Origin of the sequence: Colwellia sp. 20A7 (assembly GCF_009832865.1) — a bacterium.
Taxonomy (GTDB): Bacteria; Pseudomonadota; Gammaproteobacteria; order Enterobacterales; family Alteromonadaceae; genus Colwellia.
The window spans coordinates 2,763,572-2,780,442 of record NZ_CP047130.1 but is presented as its reverse complement, the minus strand read 5'-3'; the positions used below and the strand labels follow the sequence as shown (position 1 = coordinate 2,780,442).

At 34.7% G+C, this 16,871-nt stretch carries 17 protein-coding genes; 8 read left to right on the top strand and 9 right to left on the bottom strand.

The annotated features are described in order from the left end of the window. Positions 1–163 precede the first annotated feature (163 nt). From GQS55_RS12055 to GQS55_RS12045, 4 genes are all read right to left on the bottom strand, one after another. Positions 164–655 carry a PEP-CTERM sorting domain-containing protein gene (locus GQS55_RS12055; RefSeq protein ID WP_159822808.1) on the bottom strand — a complete coding sequence of 164 codons (492 nt, stop codon included), beginning with the start codon at positions 653–655 and terminating at the stop codon, positions 164–166. A gap of 328 nt (positions 656–983) precedes the next feature. Beyond that, on the bottom strand, positions 984–1,112 hold the full coding sequence (locus tag GQS55_RS20180; RefSeq protein ID WP_268892395.1) for a hypothetical protein: 129 nt from the start codon (positions 1,110–1,112) through the stop codon (positions 984–986). A gap of 37 nt (positions 1,113–1,149) precedes the next feature. After that, complete coding sequence (locus GQS55_RS12050) at positions 1,150–3,507, bottom strand: right-handed parallel beta-helix repeat-containing protein (RefSeq protein ID WP_159820752.1); 2,358 nt, start codon at positions 3,505–3,507, stop codon at positions 1,150–1,152. A 166-nt stretch (positions 3,508–3,673) separates the two neighbouring features. Beyond that, positions 3,674–4,924 carry a zinc ribbon domain-containing protein gene (locus GQS55_RS12045; protein WP_159820751.1) on the bottom strand — a complete coding sequence of 417 codons (1,251 nt, stop codon included), beginning with the start codon at positions 4,922–4,924 and terminating at the stop codon, positions 3,674–3,676. Between the two features lie 441 nt (positions 4,925–5,365). Here GQS55_RS12045 and GQS55_RS12040 point away from each other — a divergent pair, with 441 nt between their 5' ends. The 4 genes from GQS55_RS12040 to GQS55_RS12025 all read left to right on the top strand — a co-directional run bounded on the left by GQS55_RS12040 (position 5,366) and on the right by GQS55_RS12025 (position 9,340). Then, positions 5,366–6,097 carry a hypothetical protein gene (locus tag GQS55_RS12040; RefSeq protein ID WP_159820750.1) on the top strand — a complete coding sequence of 244 codons (732 nt, stop codon included), beginning with the start codon at positions 5,366–5,368 and terminating at the stop codon, positions 6,095–6,097. Between the two features lie 73 nt (positions 6,098–6,170). After that, positions 6,171–7,022: a hypothetical protein gene (locus tag GQS55_RS12035; RefSeq protein ID WP_159820749.1), complete on the top strand. Its 852-nt coding sequence runs from the start codon at positions 6,171–6,173 to the stop codon at positions 7,020–7,022. Positions 7,023–7,323: 301 nt separating this feature from the next. After that, on the top strand, positions 7,324–8,769 hold the full coding sequence (gene rimO / locus GQS55_RS12030; RefSeq protein WP_159820748.1) for a 30S ribosomal protein S12 methylthiotransferase RimO: 1,446 nt from the start codon (positions 7,324–7,326) through the stop codon (positions 8,767–8,769). 118 nt (positions 8,770–8,887) lie between these two features. Further along, positions 8,888–9,340, top strand: a complete 453-nt coding sequence (locus GQS55_RS12025) for an SMI1/KNR4 family protein (RefSeq protein ID WP_159820747.1) — start codon at positions 8,888–8,890, stop codon at positions 9,338–9,340. Positions 9,341–9,512: 172 nt separating this feature from the next. Here GQS55_RS12025 and GQS55_RS12020 read toward each other — a convergent pair whose 3' ends face one another. Together GQS55_RS12020 and GQS55_RS12015 are read right to left on the bottom strand one after the other, a co-directional pair. Beyond that, entirely contained in the window at positions 9,513–9,911 is a 399-nt protein-coding gene (locus tag GQS55_RS12020; protein ID WP_159820746.1) for a ribbon-helix-helix domain-containing protein, read from the bottom strand. 71 nt (positions 9,912–9,982) lie between these two features. After that, positions 9,983–10,540 (bottom strand): DJ-1/PfpI family protein, encoded by a 558-nt coding sequence (locus GQS55_RS12015; protein ID WP_159820745.1) that lies wholly within the window; start codon positions 10,538–10,540, stop codon positions 9,983–9,985. Between the two features lie 382 nt (positions 10,541–10,922). Between GQS55_RS12015 and ppiC the strand changes: the two genes are divergently transcribed. From ppiC to GQS55_RS11995, 4 genes are all read left to right on the top strand, one after another. Beyond that, positions 10,923–11,201 (top strand): peptidylprolyl isomerase PpiC, encoded by a 279-nt coding sequence (ppiC, locus tag GQS55_RS12010; RefSeq protein ID WP_159820744.1) that lies wholly within the window; start codon positions 10,923–10,925, stop codon positions 11,199–11,201. Between the two features lie 346 nt (positions 11,202–11,547). Next, a complete protein-coding gene (locus tag GQS55_RS12005) occupies positions 11,548–11,928 on the top strand; it encodes a sirohydrochlorin chelatase (RefSeq protein ID WP_159820743.1) in 381 nt (126 codons plus the stop codon). Positions 11,929–12,086: 158 nt separating this feature from the next. After that, the gene (hemH, locus tag GQS55_RS12000; RefSeq protein ID WP_159820742.1) at positions 12,087–13,166 is read left to right on the top strand and encodes a ferrochelatase; all 1,080 of its coding nucleotides are present in this window, start codon (positions 12,087–12,089) and stop codon (positions 13,164–13,166) included. Positions 13,167–13,259: 93 nt separating this feature from the next. After that, positions 13,260–13,475 (top strand): TIGR02450 family Trp-rich protein, encoded by a 216-nt coding sequence (locus tag GQS55_RS11995; RefSeq protein ID WP_159822806.1) that lies wholly within the window; start codon positions 13,260–13,262, stop codon positions 13,473–13,475. Positions 13,476–13,592: 117 nt separating this feature from the next. On the opposite strand, the gene GQS55_RS11990 is transcribed toward GQS55_RS11995, so the two are convergent. From GQS55_RS11990 to GQS55_RS11980, 3 genes are all read right to left on the bottom strand, one after another. Beyond that, positions 13,593–14,018, bottom strand: coding sequence for a thiol-disulfide oxidoreductase DCC family protein (locus GQS55_RS11990; RefSeq protein ID WP_159820741.1), 426 nt, complete (start codon positions 14,016–14,018; stop codon positions 13,593–13,595). 145 nt (positions 14,019–14,163) lie between these two features. Further along, complete coding sequence (locus GQS55_RS11985; RefSeq protein ID WP_159820740.1) at positions 14,164–14,793, bottom strand: flavin reductase family protein; 630 nt, start codon at positions 14,791–14,793, stop codon at positions 14,164–14,166. 196 nt (positions 14,794–14,989) lie between these two features. After that, complete coding sequence (locus GQS55_RS11980) at positions 14,990–16,315, bottom strand: APC family permease (protein WP_159820739.1); 1,326 nt, start codon at positions 16,313–16,315, stop codon at positions 14,990–14,992. Between the last annotated feature and the right edge of the window lie 556 nt (positions 16,316–16,871).

Below are 16,871 nucleotides of genomic sequence, written 5' to 3'. Positions count from 1 at the left end.
TGAGAAAGACAAAATAAAAAACAGAGTGTTTTTTATTAATAATAATTGTTAGGTTGGGTGTCCGAGTTAAATTCGAGTTGAATTTTTATTAGATTTCAGAGTGTAAACTCCAAACAATAAAAAAGCACCACGTAGGTGCTTTGTTTAAAAGTAAACAGTTAGATTACAGTTTCTTAAATCTTCTTGATGCTAAACCAATGATGCCTAATGCAAAAATAGCAAGTGTCGAAGGCTCTGGAACATTTACAGAACTTACTGGACCTACTGAATTTACTGAAACAATATCAATTTGAGCCCATGATGAAGAAATGCTATTCGATCTGTTATTCCACGTGTAATAAGCATCATTTGAAGAGTTTACCCAGCCAATGCCATTATCTATCCAGGTATTTGTTAATAAGTCAAAGTCACCAAAACCATCTAGGTCACTTACTTCATCAATGACATACCCGTGATTAGATGAGGTCCAATTGAAAGCACTTAGTTCATCGAGTGATAAGATAAAATCATTGTTTACGTCAGTACCGCTAAAAGAACCAATTTCATCATCAAAGTTGGTAACATCAAAAACTACTGAAATTAATCCTGCATTGGCAAAACCACTTACAGATAAAACTAAACCAGCGAAAGCTGCTTTTAACATTTTTACATTCATATTAAATTCCTTTGTAATACATTCTCAAAGAAAGAAGCGTATTGTTGTTAACTTTAATTGTTTAATATGTAAAAACATACCATTTAACTAAAGGTGCTGCATTTCAAATAGGTGTTTTTTTGAAAAATATAAAAGTATAAATAATTAGACATCTATCCGATTATAATAAATAAAAAACCTACATCCACTCAGTAAATCCATATAATACCATATGCATTAACATTACTATACAGCATCTTCCTGATAGGTTTACTAGGGGGACTGGGACAGCCATTTTCGTGCCTTTCAGTTTTTTCACCGCAGATATAAATTAAGGTGGGTGTCCGAGTTAAATTTGAGTTAAATTTTTGAATATATCTTCATCAATACTTGGAATGGTAGTAAATATAGTGTTTAACTCTGTGGTTAAAATATCATCAATATTGGTTCCTGCATCGTTAAGTTGTGTAAAACCCAACCAGTCAATAGTCCCTGCATCCGTTATTGAATTTGAATTACTGTACTCCCTCTGTTTTTAGCGGAACAGTTGTAGTATCAGGAATGGTAGGCATTTCAGCTCCGTCTTGCTCAAATGGGCCTATATCAATACCAGCTCCTTGAACGCGAGCCATACCAAACATATCAACGACTACCCCAACACCATCAGTAAAATAATCAGTAAATAACGGAACTAATAAGTCATCTACGTTGTCACCTGCATCTACCAAGCTACCTATGTTTAACCCATTGTAGTCTTTATTAACTATAGCAGTTAGTAATTCTGCTTTGGTGAATAAAGGAGCGGCAGCTACATTTCCTGTACTACCTAAGTTAACTAGATCGCTCATTGTATAAAATATAGAACTCCCTCTACGTATAATAGGATTTTCACTCATAATATTAGAGTTAAATTTTATCTCTGAGTTGGGATACTGCGCTTCAAAAAGTAGAGTAGGCCCATAAGGGTCTGATTGTTCTTCTCGCATATACCCCATATTGTATATAATGTTATTCTTGATAGAGGCTGTAGATGCATGAGCCATTAAGGTAATACCTGCCGCTGCATCATAGATAATATTATTAGATATATTCGCTACGTCAGCACCAAGACCGATAGCGGCCGATTGCCATGTATTATACGGAGTAGACCAAGCATCTAATGTACCGTCCATTCTTTGTTGAGGGGCGATGTTATAAATAATATTGCCTACTATGTTAATAGTTTTAGACCATGCAACCGTGTCTGTGCTTGGAACTCTAATCCCATAAGTACAGTCATGTAAAACATTATTGATAAACCAAATATTATGAGGTTGATACTGAGAACCCATACACTTAGATACAGACCATTGAGTAGCAATAATGTTATGCACATAGTTAGAAGAAAACACTACACCATTGCCATACTTGACCCATAAACCTGACTGCCTAACTCGGTACACTTCATTGTTACCTACATATATAAAAGAGGTAGAGTAATTACTACCAATAACCTGTACACCTGCACCAGACATTTCATGAATCTCATTGTCTAAAACCCACAGATTTCTAACACCTGAAACAACTTGTACACCAGTATAATCTTCGTCGTCTAAATCATACATATCCCCTGCGTGGTGAACCTCATTATTGTATATAACAATACTATTAGCTTCACTGACGTTATCCTCACTTTTTGCAGGATCAGCTTTACCAGCTATTGTTATACCTCCTCCATTAATATCTAAGTTTCTTACTACTGCATTTACTATCGGGTAACCTGCACTTGGAGAGCCTACCTGTACTTTAGCTCCATCAGTAAAAATAAGGTCTGTCAGATAAACATTAGCACCAGACATCTGAAACCCTACATATTTAATAGAGCCTCCTGTATCTTTAGCGCTTGTAATCCAAACAGGTCCAGCTACATTTGCCTCCCATACAGCATCAGTACCATTAAGGTAATACATTCTATTACCTTTGCCTGAGAAGCCTTGAGTGTACTCTCCTGATATTTCAACGTAAGAGCCTGCGGGTAATGGGTTTGGGATTTGTTGCCTTGGTGACGAAGGCGTACCATACGCAGCATTTTTATCCCCCGTTTGATAATTTATGTAGTAATACCCCGGAACTTCAGCGCTCCAGTCACTTGGTCTTTCGGGCGCTTCTTGAGTAAAATCTAGATTAGTTTCAGGGATCCCAACAGGCATTGTGTATTCACTAGTGCTTATAATATCAGCAAGCTTAAAGGTTACATCAATGGTATGCGTGGCGGTAACATTGGTAAATTGATAAGAGGTCAAGGCACCAACTGAAAGTCCGTCAACGGTTACTGCTAATACTTGATAGCCAATACTTGGGGTGATTGTAATGGTTATATCAGCGCCATATTCCACAGAAGATGAGGCTGTAATAGCGCCATTTGAATCGGCGAGGGTAGTAATAGTAAATGTTTCAACAGGAATATCGTTTACTGTAATAGTGACTGTATCGCTATATTGCACGCCGTCACTGTCAGTGACGGTTACTTGAAAGACTAATGAGTCACCTGCTGTGTCAACCAAAGGGGCTGTAAATTGTTGCGTATTTTGGGTCCCAAGTGTTGTTGAAATAGAAGAGCCAGATGTTTGTGTCCATAGATATGTCAAACTCTGTGTACTTTCGGCATCGGTTTGTGCGGTCAAGGTAACGGTATCACCTTCATTAACCGTTAGGTCATCACCTGCATCGACAGTAATAATAGTGGTATCAGTACCTGTATCAGCGATGTTAGGCGTGGTTGATTCAGATGAGTTGCTACCGCCACAAGCGGTTAAAAGAGTTAAGAATAAGCAACATAATACGATTAAGCGACAAGGCTTTATTAATATTTTTTTTAATATTAAAGAGTTCATAAAATTATTCTTCCATGTTTTTTTTTGATTTACTGGGACATCCATCTTAGTGCCTTTCAGTTTTTTCACCGCAGATATAAATTAAGGTGGGTGTCCGAGTTAAATGATAATAACGGGGTCGATGACAAATGAGCATACTTATCATTTTTGAATGTCACCGACCTTTTTAATTAAGTGGAGTTAACCAATATGGTATTGAGTTTTTACGTTGCATAGATGGCGCCATAGCCTTTAAATACTCAGTTGTTTTAACATTCTCATTAGAGAATACACCAAGTAAAATATCAGCTGTTGGACAATTCACAATTAATAATGCTTGAATTGCTCGATTATAATTTTCAGGCTGAGTGTCATTACTTATTTTTGGCATAGAAGCAAGTATGTCATTTCTTTGCTTAAGCAATTTTTTTGAATTATCACTGTTCAAGAAAGTATTATAGTTTTCTTGCCATTTTTTTTGATTGCCATTAGCGACATGAATAACGTTATACGCTTCCTTTGAAACGACTGCCAATTCCTTTTTTTTATTTACAGGCTCAGCTCTAGTTAGAGTTTCAAATATAGATTTAAATATAGAACTGAAATTCGTTATATGATGCGGGCTCCCACCAAGACTATAAAGTTCCTCTTGAATCGTATAATTAACTATCGCTCTACTACCATAAAGAGTCATATTTATTTTACAAAGTAGCTTCATATCTTTAACTTGTTGCTTTATTGGGGTAATACTTAGCTCTTTTGTAGTCAGGAAGTCTGTAACTTCAGTTTGAAATTGGTGTATTTTACTTATTAGCTGTGATTTTGAATTGTTGCTATCTATTTTTACTTGTTTCTTTATTGTCGGGGTTAAGTACTGACCTATATTGTAAGTTTTAGTGCCTGCACTATTGTCTGTTATGTTCAGTGTAAAAGAACCATGCTTGTTTGGTGTTATGCTAAAGTTGATTTTTTCGTCATGCCGCCATCGACCCCACTCCTGCTCATAGTTTTTCCATCCAGAGTAAATAAGGCTGTCTTGACTAACATCACAAGCGAATGCCCAATAAGAATTATCATTAGCTCGGTTATAACTAACTCTAACATTACCATTTGAGTCAATAGCATCTAATTTAATTATATGTATGCTTCTTCCATAAGCTAAAGATATCGCAGCCCTGCAAATGTCAGCTTTGTTAGACTGTACTATGTCACTTTTATTATGATAGGAAGAATCAGGGGTTGAGAATAGTGAACTTAATATAAATGCTACAAAAAAAAGCAGAATTATTATACTTATTATACCGAATGGTTTTGAGTCTACTTCCTGTTTTTCTTGCTTTAAAACTGTAAAAGCAGGTAGTTCGTTTCCACAATGATTACAAAACCTGCTATCAAGGTTATTATTGGCATTACATTTAGAACAAATTAATTTAGACATAAAATCCCTTTTAATTGATAATCACACCAACTGAAGCTTTTACTCATTTCATTGTATGATTTAGCTAACTCATTTTCTAGCATTAATTCCCTCAATAACAACTGCAATGGTTCTTTTCACTAGTGAAAGACGCTACCTTTTTAATTGTTGGGTAGTAAGAACAACCGATTAGATTTACCTCATACTGTATTGCACACTTTCATCGAGAAAAGCGTGAGAATTGCACGCTTTCACCATAAATGTATTATTCTTTTATTTAACTAATTGATATTCTGATAGTAAAAAAGTAAATTAAACTTAATTCGATAAAAATACATACCATGTTTTACTGGGATACCCATCTTAGAGCCTTTCATTATTTCACCGCAGATATAAATTAAGGTGGGTGTCCGAGTTAAATTTTATAATTTCACATAAAGCTCAATTCAAGGATTAATATCAATGGAAATGGAATCTTTTTACAATTACTTACCCACTTTGATTACTGTAGTTATAATAGCTCCTTTCGGATTTTATTTTAAAATTAAAATGAAAAATTTAGCTACTAAACATGATTTTGATATAGCTTTAAAGCAATTAGAAAAAAGTACTAAAGCAGTTGAAGATATTAAAATTCAACTCAGTGAGAAATTTTGGGTTAAGCAACAAATTTGGGATACAAAAAGAGAATCATATGATGAACTTATAGATTGCTTCTATCACACTAAAAATTATTTAGTGTTTTTAAATGAGTTTACTTCTGATTATAAAAATGCGTTTCACTCTAATGAGAGTCCAGGTGAACGAGTAGAATACGATGAAGAATATTGTAAAGCATATGCTTCATATAGAGAGGGTGAAAAATTAGAATTTAATCAAAAATATAATTCAGAAAGAGCTCTTAAACATAGAAGTACAATTGAAAATGATATAAAAGACAGGCTAAGAATATTAGAAACTACTCTTCAAAAGAAATCTATATATTTAAGTATTGAACTAAGTGAAATAAGAAATTCAATTAATGACATTTATATTAGAGCTTTTGAACAAAATTTGATGAAAGAAGAAGGTGAGGATGTAGATGACTTTTTGGAAAGACAGATTGAGCATTATAATAAATCTAGTGAACTACTTGGTAATATAATTAAAAAACTGAAAGTTATAGCAACCAAAGACCTTAAACTAGAATACTAACAAGTTTCTAGTATAGATAGCTATTTGTTGGCAATAATATAATTTAATAATAGTCTGACTATAAGGAGTGATTTTGGAATTAGTAAATGAAGTGTTAAAGGATTATGCTAATTATTGCCATGATAAATTAATAGAAGAGTTCAAAGGTTATGATTATACTAAGTTCGATTCAATTTATTGGTATGAGCGATATAAATATAGAATAATCGACTCTAAAAAAAGAAAAATAGTTGAAGCTTTCGAATTCTCAATTCCAAATAAATATCAATCAGCGTATGAACTCATAAAACAAGATATTTTGGATGGTCAAAGTCTAAAAAAATATCAGAGTAAGAAGCTTGAAATAATAGGTTACAATGATGACATGTTATCCCACTGGGGTATTCAACATTTACATCTAGGGCTTGATGTTAAACCCGATGGTTATATTGAAAGGACTAGTGACCTATTATTCGTTTTTTTTAAAGAAACTACAGCCTATATCGTGGGGGTATATAATCACAAATCATGGTGTGATATTGATATTATCGAATCAATACATAAGAATTGGCCCTCGAACTTAGCTGTATATAAATCAAATAAAATTGTACAAGTGCAATATAAAGAACAGCAGAAAAACTTAAGAAGTAGAAATGCCTGTTGTAATGTTATAGTCAGTGATGGTACAGAATATTTTCCACCAGGAGGGGGTGTTAAAGTTGATGGAGTACCTTTAAATATCATAAATGATTATAATAAAGTAATTGAAATGTTGAATGATTACTTTGAAACAATAAAAGATAATATTAAAATAATAATTGAGTCAGATCCTAAAGTAAGAAATAGTGAAACACTGACTATTGGTATGCGTATTTGCCATAAAAAAGGTTACATTTTTAAAATCAAGGAAACTGGTTTTGAGTTTAAACTTCAGCTAACCAGCTAAGTAAGGAATGTAAAACTAAGCTTTCATCCTTGGATTATAACACCTGTTCAAAAAAACACTGATGCAAGGTTAATTGCATCAGTATCAAAAACGCCATTCATAAACCAGTAATCCCCAAATAAAACACAAAAGACAAGCTAAATATTCTCCTGTATAATCTCGCCCAATTCATTAAAGCCTTTACAAAGACCCTGACTTTGCAATAAAGGCAGTTAAACCACCATTTATGACGTTGCTATACCTTATTACACGATAAGTTGAAGCAACGACAAACGCTATACAGTTCAAGTTGAGAGAGCACATGACCGTAGAACAATTCGACCCAAGCACAAGTAACTCAAATAAAAGCCAAACAACCACGTTAGATATTCCATCTAAAATGATTGAAGAGCAAAGTAAGGCGGCTATTGCCTCAGATAGCGATACAAATCGCGCTGCAAAGGTAGGCTTCGTAAGTCTCGGCTGTCCTAAAAACTTAGTTGATAGTGAGCGTATTCTTACGCAACTTAGAACTGAAGGTTACGATGTAACTAATAGTTATGACGATGCTGAATTAGTGATTGTGAATACTTGTGGTTTTATTGATTCAGCAGTTCAAGAGTCTTTAGATACTATAGGTGAAGCGCTAGCGGCTAATGGTAAAGTGTTAGTTACCGGTTGTTTAGGTGTTAAAAAGGATGAAATTATTGAACTTCACCCGAATGTGCTTGGTGTTACGGGTCCGCATGCCTACGATGAAGTATTAACACAAGTACATAAACATGTTGCGAAACCGGTGCATAATCCGTTTATCGATTTAGTTCCGCCACAGGGTGTTAAGTTAACGCCGAAACATTACGCTTATTTAAAAATATCAGAAGGCTGTAACCACCGTTGTACGTTCTGTATTATCCCGTCAATGCGTGGTGATTTAGACTCACGCCCCGTCGGTGATGTGTTAGGTGAAGCAAAACGCTTGGTTGACTCTGGTGTTAAGGAATTATTAGTTATTTCACAAGATACTTCTGCTTACGGTGTTGATGTTAAACACAAAACAGATTTCTGGGAAGGTATGCCAGTTAAAACACACATGCAGCAGTTGTGTGAAGAGCTAGCAAAGCAGGGGGTTTGGATCCGTTTGCATTATGTTTATCCTTATCCGCATGTAGATAAAATTATTCCGTTAATGGCTGAAGGTAAAATTCTGCCTTATTTAGATATTCCGTTTCAACATGCCAACAAGCGCATTCTTAAATTAATGAAACGTCCTGGTAGTTCAGACCGAGTATTAGAGCGTATCGCTAAATGGCGAGAAATTTGTCCTGAGCTTGTTATTCGTTCTACTTTTATTGTTGGTTTTCCGGGTGAAACAGAAGAAGAATTTGAAGAGCTACTTAACTTCTTAGAAGAAGCACAATTAGATCGTGTAGGTTGTTTTAAATACTCACCAGTTGAAGGCGCTACAGCAAATGCGTTACCTGATCATGTTTCAGATGAAGTAATGGAAGATAGGCTTCAGCGCTTTATGGCTGTACAAGCAAAAATCAGTAGCGACAAACTACAAGCACGTATTGGCCAAGAGTATTTAATTTTAATTGATGAAGTTAATGAGCTTGGCGCAGTAGGGCGTTCATATATGGACGCACCAGAAGTTGATGGTAAGGTTTATTTGTCTGATGATTACGATGCTAAGCCGGGCGACTTAATGTGGGTTCAAATAATTCATGCTGATGAACACGATGTTTGGGGCGTTCGCGTAGAAGATTAATAACTATATGTATTAGGTGTTAGGTAATAAATTTAGATTATTGCATAACACCTTTCTTCGGTTAACCTTAACTAACATAAGTGAGTTCTTCCCTTGTTACCACCATGGATTTCCCTATATGAATAGCATTGACCTTTTTGTAAAGAGCTGGGGTCAAAAAAGTTTTATGGTTCCGATATCGAGTAATGATATTGAAGATCTTGAATCAAAATTAAATGCTTTTCTACCTGAATCATATAAATATTTAATATCTACCTATGGCTTGGTTCACACACCAAATGTATTAACTAAAACTTGTGATTTAGGCTCTGACATTACTGAAGTACAAGACTTTTTAAGTTTGGATGATATTTTTTCACTATCACAGCTTTATGAAATGGGTGGCATGATGCCTAAGGGGCATGTTCTGTTTGCATCTGATTGTAAGGGAAACATGTTTTGTTTCAAACTCAGTGATTGTGCGAGCAAGCAAGTAGATATAGCGGTATGGTTTTTTGACTATGGACTTGGTACTGTTAAAAAAGTATCGAATTCTTTCATTGAATGGTTAGATGGTTTCAATGAGTTTTAATATATATCGTGTGGATTGTTTTAAATACTGACCAGCGGAAGACGCTACAGCTAATGCATTAGGTTAATTTGACCTTGTATCGATATCGGTGTAATTACATACTTTGAACCAAGAATTTTTTTAAAGTATGTAATTAATGTTAGAAGTGACATTATATAAAAACGAGTGTTTACTAATTTATTGAATGTTTGTTAATAGCATGGTTGAAGCGCACTTTGCGTTCACGTCTGCGAATAGACTCTTGCCCTAATATATCTTGAGTACCTACATCACTTAAGGAAGTATCACTTTCTCTAATGAGATCGCCATCGGCTATTAACGATAGGTAGCGCGAAGCACAAACTCTTAAGAAAGAGGTAAAATTGCTAATGTCATGATCAGCATCAAGAGACTCATGATACAACTTAGTAATCATTTGATTTACCGTTATTTGATCACGAAACGATAACTCTTCTAATATTTCCCAAAAAAAAGTCTCTAAACGAATTGACGTAACAACCCCGTCTATACGAAGTGATTTAGTTTTATAGGCCCATAATTGATTATCGGCATTAATGAAAAGTTGACACATGGTAACTCTCTAAATGTTAATTATGCCCACTCCACTTGAATCTTCAAGTGGAGTGGGCATATATAGCTATACTAAAGTAAAGCTACAAATTGCTTTAACATAGCTGGATGAGCAGGCCATGCAGGAGCTGTTACCAGCTTACCGTCAGTAATTGCTCCATCCATCGGTAACTCTATATATTCTGCCCCAGCCATTTCAATTTCTGGTTGACAAGCGGGGTAAGCAGATACTTTTTTACCTACAAGCACACCAGCAGCAGTGAGTAACTGAGGACCATGACAAATTGATGCGACAGGTTTATCGCTAGTGAAAAAATACTGAATCATTTTTAGAACTTTTGCATTTAAGCGTAAATATTCAGGGGCTCTGCCACCTGGAAGGTATAATGCATCGTAATCTTCGACAGTAATATCGGCAAAAGAGGCATTAAGCTCAAAGTTATGACCACGTTTTTCTGTGTAAGTTTGGTCACCTTCAAAATCATGTATTGAAGTAGCAATCATATCCCCAGATTTTTTATCAGGGCATACGGCATCTACTTCATGCCCCATTGCTAATAAAGCTTGAAAGGGGACCATGTTCTCATAGTCTTCAACAAAATCTCCCGTGATCATAAGTACTTTAGCCATTTGTAAATCCTTAATATAGTTATAATAGAATAACATTCGTTAAATGAGTTAAGGTTCTTCTAATGAATGTATTTTGCAACAATCATTAAATCATCATAACTAAAACACAGGTAATATAGGAATACTACATTTGGATTTTTTTATTAATGAACGGGCTATAAATAGAATTTATCATTTTAAAAAGTCAGGAAAAATTGAAATACCTACGTGAATATAAGTAGTTCATGCTAAAGGCCATGAAAATGGTTTAAACGGAAAGAGTTTTTACGTTTGAATTAGGGATAAAATAGAAGATTAATTTGTTTAAATAGGCTTAGCTCTTTATGTTGAGCCTTACAGTAACGTATAATATGACAAAATCAACGTCTTTAAAGAGAGTAATATGTCATCAGCAAGTGCAGTTCATATATTGGTAAAATCGGAAAAACTTGCAAGAGAGATTATAAAGCTTCTTGCTAAAGGGGAACCTTTTGCCAAATTAGCAAAAAAACACTCAATATGTACCTCTGGCAAAAAAGGAGGCGATTTAGGTGAGTTTAAAAAAGGTCAAATGGTTAAAGGCTTTGATGAAGTTGTCTTTAAAAAACCGGTACTCAAAGTTCATGGACCAGTAAAAACAAGATTTGGATACCATGTTATTAAAACGCTTTACCGAACTTAGTTGAATTTAGTCTAACTTCGCTGAACTTAGCCTAACCTAGCGATTGGCATATAAGTATTTTACTTCACGGGTGTTTTATATAAAAACATTGAATACGAAGCAAGTAAACCTAAAAACCCGACTATAAATCGGGTTTTTTTGTGGCTAATGGTTTATTAGGTAATGTATTTGCGGCTAATGCTTGTTGCGATTAGTAAAAGCGATTGTCAATTTTTTTAAGTAAGCTTTAAATTAATGGACTTGGCATTGAACTAAAATAGCGTATCAACCGTATAAGTAGTAATACATTATTAAAACCAATTCAAAGATAAGTTTAAAGACGAATTCAGGTTTATTAGGACGTTTTATGAAAGCATTATTACTAGTGGCTCATGGCAGCCGAAGAAAACAATCTAATGAAGAAGTTGTTATATTAGCCGAAAAATTAAAAAGCCAATGTTCAGCGCAATACACTATTATTCATGCCGCTTTTTTAGAGTTATCAGCACCTTTAATACCTGATGGTATAAAGCTATGTGTTGATGATGGCGCAACATCAATTATTGTACTGCCTTATTTTTTAAATTCTGGGCGTCATGTTATTGAAGATATTCCAAATATTATTAATGAAACAAGGGCGTTATATCCAGATATTGAAATAAATGTTGCGCCGCACATAGGGGCTTCACCACTTATTATGGATTTGTTAATTGCTTCTGCAAATACTACTGTAACCAACATGGCTTAATTTATATTATCTAAGCGTAGATTATATATAGGTATGTTATCTATACTTATGCCATTGTAATTATCACACATTTTAATCTAGCGTAAATGAGTCATGCAAGTAATGTTAAAGTCCCATTATCGTTAACTTATTATTTTTAAATCATACTGAGTAAATAAATGAAATATCAAGGAAATTCCAGCTTTACCCATAAACAACAAGATAAGATTGGAATACTGATTACTAATTTAGGCACACCTGACGCGCCTAAAAAAACTGAGTTAAAAAGGTATTTACGAGAATTTTTGTCAGATCCTCGTGTTGTTGAGACTCCGCGCTTGCTGTGGTGGATGATCCTTAATTTGGTTATTTTAAATATTCGTCCTAAACGTTCTGCTAAAGCTTATAGTACTGTTTGGACAGAGCGTGGCTCACCGTTATTATTTCATACTCAAGATCAAAGTGATGCGCTGGATAAAGTGCTAAAGCAAAAGTATGGTGAGAATATAGTTGTTGAATTTGCCATGCGTTATGGCTCGCCTTCCATCGATTCAGTGATTGATAACATGCTTAATCAAGGCGTACGTAAATTATTAGTGTTACCGCTTTACCCGCAATATTGTGCTTCTACCACAGCATCTACTTTTGATGCCGTAGCAGCAAGTTTAGCTAAAAAACGTTTAATACCAGAATTACGCTTTATTAACCATTATCATGATTTTCCTGCGTATATTGAAGCCGTAGCAGACAAAATTCGTCAACATTGGGAAAGTAATGGGCGGGCGGATAAGTTAATTTTCACTTATCACGGCATTCCAAAACGTTATCTACTTAATGGTGACCCATATCATTGTGAGTGTTATAAAACGTCTCGATTACTCGCAGAAAACTTAGGCTTGAATGAAGATGAGTACCTAGTTAGTTTTCAATCACGCTTTGGCCGTGAAGAATGGCTGCAACCCTACACAGACAAAACACTGATAGAGTTAGCGCAACAAGGCGTTAAATCAGTGCAATTAGTTTGCCCTGGTTTTTCATCGGACTGTTTAGAAACCATTGAAGAAATCGGTATCGAAAATCGTGACTACTTTATGGACGCAGGCGGTGAAAGGTACGAGTATATTCCAGCGCTGAATGCAGAGTCAGATCATATTGATATGATGGCGAAACTAGTAGAACAACATTTACAAGGCTGGTCTGTTAATAGTGACACAGCTCAACGTTTTGAATTAGCGACAACGTTAGGTGCGAAGGACTAATTTTAACAAGCTAAATTGTGATAACACCAAACTTATGGACACAAGTATATGAACGCTGAGCATATAAATACAAAGCATATAAAGACAAAGCACATAAATAAGATTAATCCCAAAGCACTGATACACAGTAAGTGGACTAAGGTTGAGGTGACAAAAAAAGAAAAGCATTTTGTTATCACTGTAGTTAAGTTTGATGAACAGCAAAACGTGATTCAATGCGTGATAGAAGCCGTAATGACCAAGAACGAATATAATATTGACTGGCGTGAGCTAAAGTTGCGTGATAAATGGCTTATGGGCTGGAAATAGTTTGTTTAGCATCAATTTACTGACATCACTGTTTAAAATAATTTCAGGATGGGATACTTTTTAAAGCACTAAAGCACTAAAGCACTAAAGCACTAAAGTAATTGTGTTTATACTACTTTAGTGCTTTTTATTATGATTCTTTAACGTTTTTGCGTTACAAGTACCTGTACCGCAATCATTGGTTTTCATATTAAATGTTTTAGCTAAAAATGATGAAATTTGATGTCTATATTTAGCTAAACCTAAATATACCCAATGACTCACTGTTTTAATTACTGGCCAATTAAGTGGTGCAACCCAAAAACCTTTTCCAACCAAAGTCCATGCTCTGTGGGTAACTTCTAATCCCAATAACACTTGCCCGTTATAATGTCCGTGGAGTATTTTCATCGCATCAGAAAATTGTACATTAGGGTATAGAGCTTCAAAGTCTGGTTGATGTATATCAATTAAGGTAATTAAATTATCGGTATCAAACTTTTTAAGATGACTCATTTCTGCAGCGCATAAAGGGCAGTTACCATCATAAAAAATGTTAAGCATGTTTATCTCCAAACAAGGTCATCAAATAGCTAAATTGATATCAGTTACATCAAATATTAAGTGCAGTTATGTATCTAGTATATACATCGAAAATAACGATCCGGTAATGCAATCTATTGTTAATATTTCATTACCGATGCTATATTTATTGTTTACTCAATCTATCACCGTCGATAGAAAGATCTTCTGGTAACTTGTCTTTTTTTGCATAACTTAATCGAGATAATCGCTCAGTTACGTGGTAGCTATCTAACCCGGAAATACTAACCGTTTCTAACGATTCAATATCAATGTAACCGTCTTTTCGAATCGCGTGAGGCTCACAAATAATATTTGTTACTTTACCTATGACTAATTGGGTGTTGTTTGCAGCAACCGGTACTATTTCTTCAAGTGTTAACGCATATTTTAACAGGCTTTCTTTAACAAAAGGGGCGTTAACTTCATCAATAAATATAGGTGTTAGCCCTGTGTGTTGAAACTCACATTGATCTGCATCGTAACGTGCTGATGTTTGATGAGCTGAACGCCAAATATCTTTATTTACTTGGTTAATGGTAAATTGCTTGGTTTGTTTAATGTTTTCTAAAGTATGTCTGGTAACTGTGTGTGGTCTGGTAATAAAACCGATGAGTGCAGGGGAGGCACCAAGATGAACAACAGAGCTGAATATGGCTAAATTAGTTTGGCCTTGTTTATTGATGGTGCCGATAAGATTAGCACTTTTAAACCCAGATAAACTGTTTATCAGTTTAGTTCTATAACTGTCTGTCATATTCACTAGCTCGAGGTAATTTAAATATCGCAATTTATTTTATACTCAACGTTTAGTTTCATAATAAAACCTATACGTACGAAAGCTAATTTAAGATCAAATAAATAGTGATAATTACTTATATTATTGAAGAACAATATAAGTAATTATAAACGTTAGTATTAATTGCTTTATTACTTTGTATTATGAGTGCTTTTTATTTTTCAACTGTGGATACTATCTGTTTTTGTATAACTCTATTTGTATACAAGCGCATTATTACTTCGAACATAAACGCGATAAAGAAAATTGAAAGTATATAATAAACAATATTCGGCATTGATTGAGATGAATAGGCAATTGCAAAAAGTGCGGCACCAAAAGACCCGACAACGGCAGCGATAACGCAGGATATTTTGGCGTTAGTTTCTTTGATTTTAAATAAATGACCTGTATGCGTAAATCCTTGTATCAGTAATACTGAGATAGCCGCTATGCTGGCAATTTGACTTAAGTCGAACAATAAAATCATTGGAACTATAAGTAATGCAGAAATTAACAACCCTTCAGTGTTATTAAAAATATGGTATTCATATACTTCTGGTAGGTTTCCTTCTTTTGCTAATGTGTAGCCAATTTGGGTTACCGCATACAGGGTTGCATTAATCGCCGATGCGGTAGCAAGTAACGCTGTGATGGCTATAATTTTGAATCCCCATTCACCTAAGGCGGGGCGAACAGCTTCAGCTAAAGCATAATCTTTATCTTCAATAATAGCTGCTAATGATAGATTACCAAAAACGGCGAGAGAAACGGCTATATACAAAACAGTAACAAGAACAATGGCAATAATCATCGCCTTTAGCATCGTTTTTTCAGGGCTCTCCATATCTTCAACGCTGTTAGTAATAACGCTAAATCCTTGGAAGGCAAAAAATGTTAATCCTAAGGCATAAAAAACATGTAAAGTCGCTGGCGCATTGGCTAATGTTAGGCGCGCAGGTTGAATATAAAATAATGCTATTACAGTAAAAATAATTAACGCGAATAATTTAATAACCACAATTATATTCTCAGCCTTAGCTACAATTGAGGCACCAATAAAATTAATAATGACAAAAAAAGACAGTATAGAAACAGCAAATATATTAAGGATTAAGCCACTATCACTATCTGGAAAATAGGTTGCTGCATATGTGCCAAAAGACTTACACACGGCTGCTATGGCAACTAATTGAGCGAAGTAAAATAATACACCAAGCGCGCCCGAAAATACGCCTTCGCCGTAACCATGTGTAAGATATTCTACAATACCCCCTCGGCTTGGATAACGAACAGCAAGTTTACTTAAGGAGTAACCACAAAATAATGCGATAACTGCGGCAATAGCAAAAGAGAGGGTCACTAGATTCCCAGCAATAACACCAGCTTCTCCAATAACAATAAAAATTCCCGCACCAACCATGGAGCCTATACCTAAAAATACCGCACTCCATAAACCAAATGCTTTTTTTTCTAAGGAGGATTCTGTTTTTAAATTCATCGTAACTTCTTTTTTGTGTGGTATTTATTAATAAAGGAACTTTATTGGAGAGAGTGTTTGTTATCTCTATGAAATAAAGTAACTATTGTATGGTTATTATCTACCTAATTTGCATAATGTCATTACTTTTTGAGCTGTTTTTTAGAGAATTCTTTAGTAAGACTTAACGATGAATAATTGAAGGACCTCTGACACTTAGCGATACCATTTATGCTACTTATTATTACTTAGTCATTACTAAGTATTTATTAAATAATGCAGTAAATAACGCTTACTTTGACCAAGAACATGACAAAGCAGTCATTGTTATCCCTAGTTTTATTCCTCTCTTTGTAGTTTTATATTTAAATAAGTAAAATAAGCGTTGAAGGACTTATTCACAACGTATTAAACTCAGGTTTCAAGAAATCTAAACATTAGGAATATTATTGAAAATATTCATTACAGATGAATGATAGCTTTGGATCTTCAGCGGGCTGTGGAAGTTTAGTCTGACATTATTGTCTAGCTACAAGACTAAGGCCAAATCGCTTATTTCGAATACTCTGACCCCATT